The following is a 13550-nucleotide window of genomic DNA, read 5'->3' as shown; positions in this document are numbered from 1 at the left end:
AAATCCTGCCCCCGCAACCACTGATTCAGACACCGTCATTCTCCTCAGTGCCATGAAACCTGTTTCTGGCGGCTTTTCAATAGGTTGTAGGCTCGTCCAGCCTAGGATCGTGCCCAAGTCGCCGTACATCACAGCGTCCATATCGCCGCGATTAGGCCCCGGGGTAAGAACAATCTTCTCGATTAGATAACGAATTGCCTCTCTTGCGGCCGACTGCTCCTCAGGCTGGTGTAGGGCATCTAAAAGCCGCTCGACTTTCGATGCATAAATCTTGCTGGCGTTCTGAGGAATATTCCGTACCGTATACGATACTTCTACTTGAGTAAGGTATTCGGCGAGTTCGTCTCTGCGAGTCTCCAAGGATGTCAATTTTTCCTTTAATGAGATGTGATGCATCCCGTCTGCAACCGCCTCCAACACGTGGCCTATTTGCGTCTTTACCATTGCCATCTCTCTTTCCCAACTTGCGCTATGAGCTCGTCCTTCTTGTCTCAGGCGGTTGGTCTCGACCTCACAAGCGCGTACCGCCTCTGCGACGGCGCCTTCGTCCATTAATTGGTCCTTGATTCCGATCAGAACTCGCCGCTCCAACACCTCGCGTGGAATGCTCCGGGAGTTTGTGCAGGTGCGTTTACTGATGTGGTTTGAACACGCGTACCGGCCGCCCCCACGTAGTGAAAAGGGTCCACCACAGCAGCCGCAAATGATTAACCCGGAGAGCAACGACTTGGGTCGCCGCGCCGCGTTGAGCTTGTTTTGCGCATGATACGCGCGAACGCCTGCAATATTGTTCGCCATGCGCTCAGCGATCTCTCGTTGTCGTTCCTTCACTGCTTGCCAGAGATCGTCATCCACGATTCTAAGTTCGGGGACTTCTGAGACTACCCACTCCCCCGGCGGGTTTTTTCGGGAGACGCGCTTACCGGTCTCGGGATCTTTGATGTAGCGTAAGCGATTCCAGATCCTGCGCCCCAGATACATTTCATTATTCAATATACCCGTCCCCCGTCCCCCCTGTCCGCGAATTGTGCCGTCAGACCAGCTTGTTCCTCGTGGGCCGGGTATCCGCTCGTCATTCAGTCGGCGGGCAATCTCTGTAGGCGATACGCCGGCAGAGAATTCGCGAAATATCCTCCGAATAATGTTTGCTTGCTCTTCGTTGATTTCACGCTCTCCGCAGAGGAGATCGCCTGTGCCTGACAGGTGCCTGATTACGTTGTACCCGTAGCAATTCCCTCCGCCTGAGTATCCACTTACAACTCGGCCTCGTAACCCCCGACGTATCTTTGCGACGAGATCGTCCAGAAAGATGGCGTTCATTGTGCCCTTAAAGCCAACGTGCATTGGGGTGATGGCGCCTTCACTCAAAGTGTGCATCGCCACATCGTGGAACTTCAGTAACTTGAACAGGTTGGCCAAATCTGCTTGATCGCGGCTGATACGATCGAGAGCCTCTGCCACGACGACGTCGAACTTGCCGCGTTTTGCATCCATTATGAGCTGCTGGATACCCGGACGAAGTATCATATTGTCACCGGAGATAGCCGCGTCGTGGTAAGTGCCGACCTCCTCCCATTTTTGACGTGCGATCAGATCCCGACAGACGCGGAATTGATCCTCAACCGACTCAGGTCGTTGAAGATCAGTTGAGTAACGGGCGTAAGGAACAGCGCGCATCAGATTTCTCCTCTTGGTGCCCACCTGCCAAAGCGGCGGGAGGTCGCTTCGTTTGGTTCTGCCAGCTCGATGTGTGAGCTCCGGCCTGCGCATGAGACTACGGATTTCGGTCCGAGCGTTCGTTCAGCTCGCGAGCGATTTGCCTCCCTATTAGCCGGGCCAGCGTTATCCGCCGCCTTACGCAAGTCCTGTCCGGCGTTGAGGTCGTGGGGGTCACCGACATCGACCAGGCCCGCGCCGCTGCCGCCGCCCCCGAAGGGGCGGAGGTGTTCGCCACCCCCACGGCATTGATCTCTTCGGAAAAAGTGCAGGCGGTGGTCATCTGCTCTTGGGGGCCGGCGCACGAGGAGCAACTGCTCGCCTGCATCGCCGCCGGCAAGCCCGTGTTCTGCGAAAAGCCCCTGGTGACGTCCGAGGCCGCCGCGCTGCGCGTGATGGAGGCGGAAGTGGCCTTTGGCCGGCGAGTTGTGCAGGTGGGCTTCATGCGCCGTTTCGATGCCGATTATCGCCGCCTCAAGGCGGTGATCGACGGCGGAAAACTTGGCTCGCCGCTGATCTTCCATTCCGTGCATCGCAACGCCTCAGTGCCCGAGGGCCTCTACACTTCGGAGATGCCGCTGAACGACACGCTGGTGCATGACGCAGACATCGCCCGCTGGCTCCTGTCGGACGAAGTCTCTGGGGTCGAGGTGCGCGTGCCGCGGCGGTCCTCGCGTGGTGGCGAGTTGCCCGATCCGGTCTTCGTGCTGTTGCACATGGCTTCGGGCGCGCTGGTCGACGTCGAGATTTCGGTCAACATCGCCTATGGCTCCGACATCCGCGGCGAGGTCAGCTGCGAGGAGGGCGTCGCCGCGCTGCCGAACCGTCCGGCAACCGTGATTTCGGATTCGAACGGCATCCGCCAGGCGATCCCCGAGGATTGGCGCGAGCGCTTCATCGAGGCTTACGACCAGGAGTTCCGGGAATGGAGCGTGGCCGCCTCGGAGGGCACCGCGACCGGTCCGTCCACCTGGGACGGCTACGCCGCTACGCTGGTGGCTGATGCCGCCTTGCGAGCCGTGGCCAGCGGCGGCCTTGAATCAATCAACATGATAGCGAAACCCAGCCTTTACGGACCTCCGACCGCCATGGCGGCGGAATGAATCGGTCGGTCATGTCAGGAAAGACAATCAGATGATCAACGGAGAAAGAACGATTTCCCGTCCGCTCCGCTGGGGAATGGTCGGTGGCGGCCGCACCGGTCAGGTGGGCTACGAGCACCGCACCGGAGCACTCAGGGACGGTACTTACCAACTGCTCGCCGGCGCCTTCGACCTCGACGCGGAGCGAGGCCGAGACTTCGGCGTGAAGCTCGGCGTCGAGGCGGACCGCTGCTATCCCACTTATCAGGACCTGATCGCGGGCGAGGCCGGGCGCCCCGACGGCGTCGAGGTGGTCTCGATCGCCACGCCGAACTTCACTCATTACGAGATCGCCAAGGCGTGCCTTGAGGCCGGCCTGCACGTGATCTGCGAAAAGCCGCTGTTCTTCACCGTGGCGGAATGCGAGGAGATCGAAAAGCTTGCCGCGGAAAGGGGCCTGATCGTCGGCGTGACCTACGGCTTCACCGGCCACCCTCTGGTTCACCAGATGGCGGCCATGGTCAACAAGGGCATGCTCGGCGATATCCGCATTGTCGACATGCAATATACCCACGGCTTCAATGCGGGCGACGATGTTGGCGCGGGCGAGGCCGTTAGATGGCGCACCAATCCGAAGACCGCCGGCCCCACCTTCGTCCTCGGCGATATCGGCACGCATCTCTACTACCTCTCCGAGATCGTGCTGCCGCATATGAAGATCGAGAAGCTGCTCTGCGATCGCAAGGCGTTTATCCCGACCCGCGCACCGCTTGAGGACCATGCCACGGTGCTGATGCACTACGACAACGGGGCGCGCGGCCGCCTCTGGGTCTCGTCCGTGGACGCGGGCAACATGGGCAGCCAGCGCTATCGATTCGTCGGCTCCAAGGCCTCCGTCGAATGGTCCGACAGCCGTCCCGATCAGTTGATCTACGAAGTGCAGGGCGAGCCGAACCGCACCCTCCATCACGGTATGCCCTACCTCGAGGAGGAAAGCCTTGCCATCGATCGCATGGGCGCGCTGCACACCGAAGGCCTCGGCGATAGTTGGTCGAACATCTACCTATGGATCGCGCAGGCGATCGACGCCAAGAACCGCGGCGACGAAGCCTTTCTGAAAACCCATCACTACCCGGGCATCAAGGCCGGCACCGAAGGTGTCCGCTGGCTGGAGAACTGCGTCCGCTCGGCCGACGCGGGCTCCGCCTGGGTCGATTTCAAGTAGCTCCTCCCCAACTGGGGCGCACCGCAGTGCGCCCCCCTTTTTTGGACAGAGACAAGATGAAACTTTCGATTTGCACAGATGTCATGGGCAATCTCTCCTTCACGGAGATGCTCGACAAATCCGTCAAACTCGGCGTCGAGGGTATCGAGATGACCGGCGGCGGCTGGTCGCGGGCGCCACATTTCCGGGCCGACGAGCTCCTGGCAGACAAAGCGCTACTGAGGGCGAAGCTGAGGGAGATCGAGGCGCGCGGCCTTGAGATCGCGGCCCTCAATTGCTCGGCCAATCCGCTCGATCCGGGCGAGATGGGCAAACGCCACCTGCAAGAGATGAAGGACACGATCCGCCTCGCCGGCGAGATCGGCGTCAAGACCATCGTGACCATGTCCGGTCTGCCTGAAGCCGCGGCTGGCGACGTAGTCCCCAACTGGCTCGTCTATACCAAGAGCTGGCCCGACGAGATGCCCGAGCGCGACCGCTACCAGTGGGAGGATCGCGCCTTCCCGCTCTGGCACGATCTTGTGGGGCTAGCCAAGGAGGTCGGCGTCGAGAAGTACGCGCTTGAGAACTTCTCGGCAATGCTTGTTTGGAACCCCGAGACACTGTTCCGCCTGCGCAATGAGGTCGGCTCGACGGTCGGGATGAACCTCGACCCCTCGCATCTGATCTGGATGGGGGCGGATCCGATCGCCTCCGCCCGCGCGCTGGGTTCGGCAATTCACCATTGCCACGGCAAGGACACCCGCATCGAACGCGGCCTGGCGGATGTGAACGGCCTGCTCGAACTGAAGGAGGTCACCGACGTCGCCAATCGTAGCTGGAACTATGTTGCCGTCGGCGCCGGCCGTGACCTGCAATGGTGGAAGGAATTCTTCTCCGTCGTCCGCATGTGCGGCTACAACGGCTGGGTCAGCCTCCAGATGGAGGACTTCACCATGTCCACTGAGGCGGGGATCCAGTCCTCGATTGACGCGCTTCAGGCGACGATCAGCCGCTAAGATATTTTGCAGGTGCCGCCTGCAAACGCTCGCGGCACCTGCAGATTGTCAAACAGACACGATCCACACCCTCGATGACGTGAGAAACGGGCAATGGAAGAACCCCAAAGCAATCGTTTGAAAACCCTCCAGAAGTTGAAGTGCGAAATCGCCCAGCGGCAGATCACCTTTCCGGGCACTCTCGAGCGAGTGGCGCGAGAGGTCATCGATCGCCCCAAAACGGCAGCCTTCGAGAGCGCCGCAACGATCGCCAGACGATGCAATGTCTCGGTGAGTACGGTTCAGCGGCTGGCGCGGCACCTCGGCCTTCGCACGTTCACCGACCTGAAGACTATTCTGCAAGAACATATTCGCGATAGCGCGCAGCGTGGTTAGCGGTAGCCCTATCGAAATTTACCGGTGTCCCCCGGCTGTGTCACAGGGCCGACTACGTGATCGTCGCGGTTTCACAGCGCATGGTCGGCCAACGATACCTGTGACTTCAGCTCCCCGCCCTTTGCAGACGTCCATCGACTAGTGGCGAACGACTGCAACGGGTCGAGTCGTGTCATTCAGCGGATTCGAAGCAATGTCCGCTCCGGAAACTGGTTTGCCCGTTGAACGCATAAAGACACATGAAATTACAAGTCTCTGTGCAATCAGGCCCCCCGCAACCAAACTCAAGGCCCGCAAACAACGCGGGCCTTTGCTTTTTACCCCCCGCGCAATACCCCATGCTTCCCGATGCCGTCGCACTTTTGCGGCGGTCCATGGCGGCGTCAACGGCAGCGGTCGATACGAGCATTCCGTGTATTCTGTGCGGGTATCTCTTCTCAGAGCGTGCCACCTTACCTCGTCACCGGCATTGTCTGCGCGGTCCGCCGCTAAAGGGCTGGTAACTATTGTCCTCGGGGCGGTACGATCGGTATCTGCTGAAACAATAGCTGATGTGTTCCGGCGCCAGATTCGTGCCTGCCCGCGTGTCGGCCCAGAGATCTTCCGTGCGGGTTGAAGGGGCGCCGGCACCCCCCGCATAGCTGTCGCTTGGTTGCGGCAAAGCATGCTCGGACTGGACCTGGTCTGCATCGATGTAGGGTGAGATGCAGGTCCGCCGGCCGCCAGTGAAGGGCGTGTAGCTGTTGTCGCCTGGACGGTAAGACCGATACCGTTTCGCACACCATTCCACATGGGCAGTCCGCTCGGTCGATAAGGTCGGCTCCTCATCGTTGGGCGCCCGTTGCGTCGAGGAAGTAACGGTCGTGTCCAACGGTTCCGAAAAGCGCTCCCCCTCGGCGTCTCTGCCCAATGCAGTTACTTCGCGTTCTCCGGAAGCGTCGGGGTCAGCAGGTGGCCTGGTCGGCAACCTCGGTTGCTCCTCGCTGGGCGTCGTTTGAATCGACGCGGTGGCCATCGTGTCCAAGGGCTCCGAAGGGTGTTCCTCCTCGGCCTCGTTTCCCGTTGCGGCCACCCCAGGTTCTCTCGAAGCCGTGAGATCAGTTGCCGCCGAGCGGGCGGGGAGCCGCTCGAATCGCTGGGTCGCCGTGTTTACTGCTCGCGGATTCCTGGTCCATATTTCCGACTGATTCATGTCCAGCCGCGCCTCGCGCGCTGGCTTGCCGGTGAAGAACAAAATTCCGACAGCCGCACCGCTCAGGAATAACGCGAGGGCAAGTATGAAACCGCCAAATACCGCCAACGCCGTTTTCACCTTGCCCTCCTTCGCTCGTCGTTACGAAGAATGCGAGGGCTCCGTATCAAGTTCCGGCCCCGGGGCATGAAAAATGCTAGGATGACCTTCGGAAGAACGCACGATTGGAGAACTACGCGGCTCCTCAAAGGCCGCCGCAAGACGTGGTCAAGCCTTCTTCACCTTCTCCGCCGCCGTATTCGCCTTTCGCGGGAGTTTCCCGCTTTTGAGTATTGCCGCGGGTTCTGTCACGGTTCGACTTTTCGTACGCTGTTTTGTTCTCGCTGACTGACCTTGCCTGTTTCCAAGGAGCGGAGAGGTGAAGGTCCGCAACGGCAGCAGGAGAATGCGCGCGCCGATATCGCCACCCGGCGCCGTCGCGCCTTGGAAACCTCCCCGACGACGTTGCCGATCGTGGTCGGCGCAATTCACGCGCGCGATGGGGCGGACGCACGCAAGCAGGTCAAGACGACAAGGCCGACCGGACTGGTGAATCAGCACCGCGCGATAATGATAGTGCCGTCCGGTTGCCTGTATCTGCAGTTGCCACGGCTGTGAGCCGGGGTCGTTGCAGTTCCAACCGCTGCACCGACGAGAGCTCCGCCAGCCGCACCTACGACGGTGCTCGTCGTGTCTCGGCCGATTAGCTGGCCTGCGACCGCGCCCGTTCCGGCCCCTATCAAAGCACCGCCCAAGCCGCGTTGGTTCTGTTCCGTGGCGCAGCCAGTCGAAATGGCGGCTATAGTCGCAAATGTGACGGAGAGCATTGTCCTTCGGGTGGTCATGGCATGCTCCTGGTTTTTATGAGAACGGCCCCGATACCTCCGACGTCCGGGATTGCAAACTGTATGCCATATATCTGCGGCCGGACCGGCTGACGTCGCCGTTTCTGTCGCTCGCCTTCCTACGGAGAGCCGAGCTTCCGAGCCTCATCGCAGTATTGCAAGTTTGAAGTGGCATGACCTGCGTCTGAGGCTCAAGCGGCAGCAGGTCCACTCGCCACCTGTGAGGTGCACTTGCGCCTCACAATGGAACGATGACAACGGACATCATATACATCCTGCGGTTGCTGCGATCAACCATCGAAAGTGCTCAGCAAGACCAGGCGTGCTGCAGATCGGCGTGACGGCAGCCCGAGAGGCGCGAGCTCTTGGCCGGTTAAGTAGGCACAATGCGCTCCACCAAGCGACCGTTGAAAGTCACTTATCGCCGCTGACGCCGGCGATCGCCCGTAGGCGCGATGACTTCTCACCTGCTGTGTCCGTTGCGGCGATGATCCCTAAATAATCTGACAGCGCCACTCATGGCTTTGCGTCAATTTCTTCTCATGCAAATGGCAAGAGAGGAGATGATACGATGACGGACAATAGGCCGATCTCAGGCAGCCAAGCTTATGTCGCGACGGAATTGATTGGGCCGCAGCGCAGGATCACCGCGTTCACGCCGCTCGAAGGGCGCGGCCTGCCCATGCGATTGCTCGCGCGCCTTGCTCGATGGATGGACACGCGGCGCGGTCGCTTGGACCTGCTCGAACTCTCGGACTATCAGCTCAAGGACATTGGCCTGTCTCGTGCGGAAGCATATAACGACTTCTACAAACGCGACTTGTAGGATCGGAATGTCCCAGTTTTCGTGTCAGACAATTCTTTCAACATCGACCGTCAGACTTCGGGACGTCATCTGCAACGGGGCATGTGCCCACCGGAGCGCTGAAGAAAGCGCGCATTCGACGAGCCTGGCTTATCCTTATCGCGGCGTTTTTATGCGCCATGTGGGTAGGAGCGACGCGGTGGCCGAGCCCAATCAGGTGATTTTCTTCAATGGCGGCGAAGGATATCGCATCAGCCACCCGGTCGCGGGCGGAGATGCGTGTCTCGACGTAAAGGTTGGCGAAGAGGTGCTGTCCGAGCTCGCGCCGAAGGAGCAGTTGCGTTCCGGCTCGGGTGTATCCTTCAAGCGCCAGCGCCGGCGCATCGACGCGCGCGCCCAGGCGCTCGTTGCTCTTTTGCGTTACAGCCTCGGTCGGGGTATTGCCGAGCCCCTCGAAGCCGAAACGCTCACGCTCACGCTCATCCGGCGCTCTCTCGGGGAGCGGACGTCGCATGGTGCGGCCGGTACCTACGGCCGAGAAAAGTTGGTGGACCGGGCCAAACTCGTGCTATCGAGCGATCTTGCCCGCCGCTGGACGCTGGGGGAGGTCGCAAGGGAGGTTGGCGTCTCACCGGTCTATCTCACCCAGGTCTTTCAACAGGTCGAGGCAATGCCTCTTTACCGCTACCAGTTGCGCCTGCGGCTGGCGCGGGCGCTCGATCTGCTTGGCTCCCACCATGATCTTACCGCGCTCGGGTTGGAGCTCGGCTTTTCCAGCCATAGTCATTTCAGCTCCTCCTTCAAGCAAGCCTATGGACGTACGCCGGCCGAGTTTCAACGCAGCCTTCGTCTTCGCTAGATCACGATGATATTAGGTCGAACCGACCTAAAATCATGAACGTGATCGATTCTAATAAGTTGGCGCGGGATGCGGGCGGAAAACCGCGCACAGTTTTCCTCATCCCGCGCTAACGCCTTTCATATTGCTAAAAAATCTGACAGCGCCGCGGGCAGCGCCGTGGTTTTCTGCGGTGGTCGAAGCAAAATCACGGACGAGGAATGAAACGATGACCCAGAGGACCTGTGCAGCTTGCGACTGCGAGCTCGATCAGCAGAGTATTAAGGTGAAACTTGGCGGCAAGACGGTAGAAGTCTGTTGCGAGGAGTGCGCCGCGGCACTTGGTGAAGCGGAAGCCGCAAAGGCTTCAGCCGAGGCCGAGAAGTAAATCGATCGCTATGCGCGTGTGACGGCGACGGGCTTCTCTCAGTCGTTTGCCGGATGGCGGGCGAAAATGAAGTGAGCCCACTCGGTCTGAGCGGGCTCACCTGCAGTCAATAGGTCAAGGCCTTGTCATCACGTGCGGGGCTTGAGGTTCTCCGGATCGTAGAGCGGCTTGTAGCCCACTCCGGCAACTTCGACCGGGTAGGTCTCGGCGAAATACTCGACCTGCAGCTTGCGGCCGACCTGGCAATAGGACCAGGGCAGATAGGCGAGCGCGATGTTCTTGCCGATCGTCGGGCCGTAGGCGATGGAAGTGGTGTAGGAGCGGCGGCCGAGTTCGTCGACCAGGACCTCGCCGGTCTCCGGGTCCATGACCGGCAGGGTGCCGACCGGGTACCGCTTCACGCCGTTCCTGTCGGTGTTCTCCGTCATGACGAGCGTGCAGAGCATGGCGGGCTGGTGCTCGCGCGCCTTGTACTCCAGATGCTTCGCCTTGCCGCGGAAGTCCGCTTCCTTGACCTTCGGACGGGCAAGGTCGGCCTCGATGAGGTTGTAATGGGTGAGAAGATCCGCGTTCTGCAGCCGCAGGCTCTTTTCCATGCGGCGGGAGTTCGCATAAGTCTCGACGCCGAAGGCCATGACGCCCGTTGCGCGCAGCGCATCCCAAACGGTGAGGCCGTCCTCGTACTTCATGTGCAGTTCCCAGCCCTGCTCGCCGACGTAGGAGATGCGGAAGGCGGAGACCGGCTTGCCGGCGATCTCGATCTGCTTGATCGCGGCGAAGGGGAAGTTCTCAGGATCGAGGCCGGCCGGATCGGCAACCACCTTCTTCAGCGTTTCGCGGGCATTGGGGCCCCAGATGCCGATGGTGATGAACTGCTCCGAAACGTCCGTGATGGTGACGTCGAGGCCCCGGTCTTCCGCGACACGGCGCATGTAGTGGAAGTCGCGCGGACCGGCATCGGCGCCGTTCACGAGACGGCAGCGGTCGGCCATGCGGAAGACGGTGAAGTCGGCCCGCACCATGCCCTCGTCATCGAGGAAGTGGGTGTAGATGCCCTTGCCGATATTGCCGTCTCCGCCGATCTTGGCGGCGCAAAGCCACTCGAGAAGCTCGACATGGTCCGGACCTTCGATGTCGACCATGTGGAAGTGCGAGAGGTTGACGATGCCGCAATCCTCGCTCATCGCCAGATGCTCGGCGTTGGAAACGCGCCAGAAATGGCGGTTGTCCCACTCGTTCTCGCGCACCGGAACGCGGTTGCCGTATTTTTCCAGGAGGTGCTCGTTGGCGGCATAGCCGTGCGCGCGCTCCCAGCCGCCGAGTTCCATGAAGTAGCCACCGAGCTCCTTCTCGCGCTCGTAGAAGGGCGAGCGCTTGACGTTGCGGCCGCCCGCATAGGGCTCGCGCGGATGCACGGCCGGGAAGTAGATCTTCTGCGCCGCCTCGAAGCAGCGCTCCTCGATGAACTTCTCTTCAAGCTGGTGCGGGTAGAAGCGGGCGTAGTCGATCGAGGCATGGTCGGTATGGGTGCGCCCATCCGTCATCCAGTCGGCGATCAGCTTGCCGTAGCCCGGGCCGTCCTTCACCCAGATGGCGACGCAGTACCAGAGGCCGCGGACCTTCTGGCTCTCGCCGCAGGAGGGTCCGCCGGCGGCCGATACCTGCAGGAGCCCGTTGAAGGAGTGGCCCTCGTTATAGCCAAGCTCGCCGAGGATCGGCGTCAGTTCCATGGCGCGCTCGAGGGGCTCGATGATCTGCTCCATCTCGAGGTCGCGCTGAGAGGGCGACAGGCGTGCCTCGTGCTTTTCGAGAATGTCGCGCGGATGGCAGAGGCGCGGATTGGTGGTCTCGTAATAGCCCCACTCGATCTGGCCGCCTTCGGTGGTCTTCGGGTCGCCGGTGTCGCGCATATAGGCCGAGTTGCCCTGGTCGCGCAGCAGCGGCCAGCCGATTTCCTTGCCGGTGCCTTCGAATTCGTTGTAGGGGCCGAAGAAGGTGAGCGGATGGTCGACCGGCATGACCGGCAGGTCTTCGCCGACCATTTCGGCGATCAGGCGGCCCCAGATGCCGGCGCAGACGACGACATGGTCGGCCATGATCGTGCCCCGATGGGTGACGACACCTTTGATGCGGCCGTTTTCGACGAGGAGCGAAGTTGCCGGCGTATTGCCGAAGATCTGCAGCTTGCCGGACTTTTCCGCCGCATCGACCAGCTTGCCGGCGACCGTCTGCGAGCGCGGGACGACAAGGCCGGCATCCGGATCGAACATGCCGCCCATCACTTGATCTTCCTCGATCAGCGGGAACAACTTCTTGATTTCGGCCGGCGAGACATAGTGCGCGCGGGTGCCGAAGGCCTTGGCGGAGGAAAGCTTGCGCTTGATCTCCTCCATCCAGGCGTCGTCGCCGGTGCGTGCGACTTCCAGGCCGCCGATGCGGGCGTAATGGCCCATCTTGTCGAAGAATTCGATCGAATATTGCGTCGTCCAGACCGAAAGATAGTCGTGGCTCGTCGTATAGCAGAAGTCCGAGGCATGCGCCGTGGAGCCGATGTCGGTCGGGATGCCGGATTTGTCGATACCGACGATATCGTCCCAGCCACGCTCGATCAGGTGGTGGGCGACCGATGCGCCGACGATGCCACCCAGTCCTACGATTACGACCTTCGCCCTTTGCGGAAACTCTGCCATTGATTGCGACCCTGGTTTAGTTTTGAAGCCGGATATTAGAGCCTGCGGCGCCGCGACTTGAGCCTGTCTACGACATAATCATCGTGCTGCACGACCAGAATGATGCGGTCCGCGGATGGGGAGGGCCGCGGTCACGTGAACGTTCATCTAGCTGATATCACGAGAAAATCCATCCCGCGCGACGGCGAAGAACAGGCTTTTCGTCGACGAGGCAGGCAGCCGCAGACCGTGTCGCCGGAACGCGACCTTCGGCGGCGGCTTTTTACTCGCCGCCTGCGAAGAAAAGTTGGCGCGTGAAGAGGATATAGTTCGACTCCGACACCATTAGCGCCACGAAGACCAGGACCAGAAGCGGAGGCAGGATGATGGCATAGATCAGCGCCAGGCGCTCCCAGGCCATGTGCATGAACACGGCGACGATGAGGCCGGCCTTCAGCATCATGAAGATCAGGATCAGAGACCAGCGGAGATAGCCCTGCAATCCGAAGTAATCGACGAGGTACGAAAAGGCGCTGAGGACGAAGAGCAGACCCCAGACCAGGAGGTAGAGCTTGATCGGATGCTGCTGTTGTTCCGTATGCACCGAATGTTGTGCCGCATGGACCTCCGCGTGAGCCATGATGCCCTCCTCACCACAGATAGAAGAATGCGAAGATGAAGACCCAAACCAGGTCGACGAAGTGCCAGTAGAGGCCGGTGATCTCGACGATCTCGTAGCGGCCCTTGCGGCTGGTGAAGAAGCCGCGCCGCTCGGTATCGAAATCGCCGCGCCAGACTTTGCGCGCGACGATCAACAGGAAGATCACCCCGAAGGTGACGTGGGTGCCATGAAAACCGGTGATCATGAAGAAGGAGGAGCCGAATTGCGCCGCCCCCCAAGGGTTGCCCCAGGGCCGGACACCCTCGGCAATCAGTTTCGACCATTCGAAGGCCTGCATGCCGACGAAGGTGGCGCCGAAAAGGGCGGTCAGCAACATGAGCGCCGCGGTTTTCCGCCGGTCGCGGCGATAGCCGTAGTTGACGGCCATGGCCATGGTGCCGCTCGAGGAGATGAGAACAAATGTCATGATGGCGATCAGGATCAGCGGCAGGTGCGTTCCGCCGATCTCGAGGGCGAAGACCTCGCTCGGGTTCGGCCATGGAACGGTGGTCGCCATCCGCGCCGCCATGTAGGCGAGCAGGAAGCAGCCGAAGACGAAGGTGTCGCTCAAGAGAAAGATCCACATCATGGCCTTTCCCCAGGAGACGTTCTTGAAGGTGCGCTGGTCCGAGGCCCAGTCCGCCGCCAGCCCCGCCAAGCCGGGCGGGCGAGGGAGCGTTTCTGCTGCGGGGTTCTTGATCGGTGCAGACATGTTCA

At 60.8% G+C, this 13550-nt stretch carries 13 protein-coding genes; 7 read left to right on the top strand and 6 right to left on the bottom strand.

Annotated features, from left to right (window positions below):
• The coding region (locus tag AYK65_RS12680; protein ID WP_081158567.1) for a recombinase family protein at positions 1-1677 on the bottom strand (1677 nt) is incomplete at its 3' end.
• Between the two features lie 137 nt (positions 1678-1814).
• On the opposite strand from AYK65_RS12680, the gene AYK65_RS12675 reads away from it, so the two are divergent.
• The 4 genes from AYK65_RS12675 (at position 1815) to AYK65_RS12660 (ending at position 5396) form a co-directional block, all read left to right on the top strand.
• Entirely contained in the window at positions 1815-2819 is a 1005-nt protein-coding gene (locus tag AYK65_RS12675) for a Gfo/Idh/MocA family protein (protein WP_081158565.1), read from the top strand.
• 31 nt (positions 2820-2850) lie between these two features.
• Positions 2851-4023, top strand: a complete 1173-nt coding sequence (locus tag AYK65_RS12670; RefSeq protein WP_046119660.1) for a Gfo/Idh/MocA family protein — start codon at positions 2851-2853, stop codon at positions 4021-4023.
• Positions 4024-4079: 56 nt separating this feature from the next.
• The gene (locus AYK65_RS12665; RefSeq protein ID WP_081158563.1) at positions 4080-5021 is read left to right on the top strand and encodes a sugar phosphate isomerase/epimerase family protein; all 942 of its coding nucleotides are present in this window, start codon (positions 4080-4082) and stop codon (positions 5019-5021) included.
• Positions 5022-5114: 93 nt separating this feature from the next.
• Positions 5115-5396, top strand: a complete 282-nt coding sequence (locus AYK65_RS12660) for a MurR/RpiR family transcriptional regulator (RefSeq protein ID WP_046119662.1) — start codon at positions 5115-5117, stop codon at positions 5394-5396.
• A 460-nt stretch (positions 5397-5856) separates the two neighbouring features.
• Here AYK65_RS12660 and AYK65_RS12655 read toward each other — a convergent pair whose 3' ends face one another.
• Both AYK65_RS12655 and AYK65_RS12650 read right to left on the bottom strand, forming a co-directional pair.
• On the bottom strand, positions 5857-6708 hold the full coding sequence (locus tag AYK65_RS12655; protein ID WP_081158561.1) for a BA14K family protein: 852 nt from the start codon (positions 6706-6708) through the stop codon (positions 5857-5859).
• 473 nt (positions 6709-7181) lie between these two features.
• The gene (locus tag AYK65_RS12650) at positions 7182-7472 is read right to left on the bottom strand and encodes a YMGG-like glycine zipper-containing protein (protein ID WP_077068265.1); all 291 of its coding nucleotides are present in this window, start codon (positions 7470-7472) and stop codon (positions 7182-7184) included.
• A gap of 571 nt (positions 7473-8043) precedes the next feature.
• Here AYK65_RS12650 and AYK65_RS12645 point away from each other — a divergent pair.
• The 3 genes from AYK65_RS12645 (at position 8044) to AYK65_RS32375 (ending at position 9503) form a co-directional block, all read left to right on the top strand.
• Complete coding sequence (locus tag AYK65_RS12645) at positions 8044-8298, top strand: DUF1127 domain-containing protein (protein WP_046119664.1); 255 nt, start codon at positions 8044-8046, stop codon at positions 8296-8298.
• A 7-nt stretch (positions 8299-8305) separates the two neighbouring features.
• Positions 8306-9136 carry a helix-turn-helix transcriptional regulator gene (locus AYK65_RS12640; protein ID WP_081158559.1) on the top strand — a complete coding sequence of 277 codons (831 nt, stop codon included), beginning with the start codon at positions 8306-8308 and terminating at the stop codon, positions 9134-9136.
• A gap of 208 nt (positions 9137-9344) precedes the next feature.
• Positions 9345-9503 carry a hypothetical protein gene (locus AYK65_RS32375; protein ID WP_167549758.1) on the top strand — a complete coding sequence of 53 codons (159 nt, stop codon included), beginning with the start codon at positions 9345-9347 and terminating at the stop codon, positions 9501-9503.
• A gap of 128 nt (positions 9504-9631) precedes the next feature.
• On the opposite strand, the gene AYK65_RS12635 is transcribed toward AYK65_RS32375, so the two are convergent.
• The 3 genes from AYK65_RS12635 to AYK65_RS12625 all read right to left on the bottom strand — a co-directional run bounded on the left by AYK65_RS12635 (position 9632) and on the right by AYK65_RS12625 (position 13545).
• Positions 9632-12193: a GcvT family protein gene (locus tag AYK65_RS12635; RefSeq protein WP_081158557.1), complete on the bottom strand. Its 2562-nt coding sequence runs from the start codon at positions 12191-12193 to the stop codon at positions 9632-9634.
• Between the two features lie 262 nt (positions 12194-12455).
• Positions 12456-12812, bottom strand: a complete 357-nt coding sequence (locus tag AYK65_RS12630; RefSeq protein WP_026618163.1) for a cytochrome C oxidase subunit IV family protein — start codon at positions 12810-12812, stop codon at positions 12456-12458.
• A 10-nt stretch (positions 12813-12822) separates the two neighbouring features.
• Positions 12823-13545, bottom strand: a complete 723-nt coding sequence (locus AYK65_RS12625) for a heme-copper oxidase subunit III family protein (RefSeq protein ID WP_046119673.1) — start codon at positions 13543-13545, stop codon at positions 12823-12825.
• Positions 13546-13550 lie beyond the last annotated feature (5 nt).

The sequence above is a fragment of the Ensifer aridi genome (assembly GCF_002078505.1).
Classification (GTDB): domain Bacteria; phylum Pseudomonadota; class Alphaproteobacteria; order Rhizobiales; family Rhizobiaceae; genus Sinorhizobium; species Sinorhizobium aridi.
The sequence above is the reverse complement of the archived record's forward strand: the minus strand, read 5'-3'. Positions and strand labels throughout refer to the sequence as shown.

Bases quoted from the DNA above. Each gene is read 5' to 3' on its own strand.
- AYK65_RS12670 (WP_046119660.1), top strand. From the start codon at position 2,851: ATGATCAACGGAGAAAGAACGATTTCCCGTCCGCTCCGCTGGGGAATG.
- AYK65_RS12640 (WP_081158559.1), top strand. From the start codon at position 8,306: ATGTCCCAGTTTTCGTGTCAGACAATTCTTTCAACATCGACCGTCAGA.
- AYK65_RS12630 (WP_026618163.1), bottom strand. From the start codon at position 12,812: ATGGCTCACGCGGAGGTCCATGCGGCACAACATTCGGTGCATACGGAA.
- AYK65_RS12645 (WP_046119664.1), top strand. From the start codon at position 8,044: ATGACGGACAATAGGCCGATCTCAGGCAGCCAAGCTTATGTCGCGACG.
- AYK65_RS32375 (WP_167549758.1), top strand. From the start codon at position 9,345: ATGACCCAGAGGACCTGTGCAGCTTGCGACTGCGAGCTCGATCAGCAG.
- AYK65_RS12665 (WP_081158563.1), top strand. From the start codon at position 4,080: ATGAAACTTTCGATTTGCACAGATGTCATGGGCAATCTCTCCTTCACG.
- AYK65_RS12635 (WP_081158557.1), bottom strand. From the start codon at position 12,193: ATGGCAGAGTTTCCGCAAAGGGCGAAGGTCGTAATCGTAGGACTGGGT.
- AYK65_RS12625 (WP_046119673.1), bottom strand. From the start codon at position 13,545: ATGTCTGCACCGATCAAGAACCCCGCAGCAGAAACGCTCCCTCGCCCG.
- AYK65_RS12660 (WP_046119662.1), top strand. From the start codon at position 5,115: ATGGAAGAACCCCAAAGCAATCGTTTGAAAACCCTCCAGAAGTTGAAG.
- AYK65_RS12650 (WP_077068265.1), bottom strand. From the start codon at position 7,472: ATGACCACCCGAAGGACAATGCTCTCCGTCACATTTGCGACTATAGCC.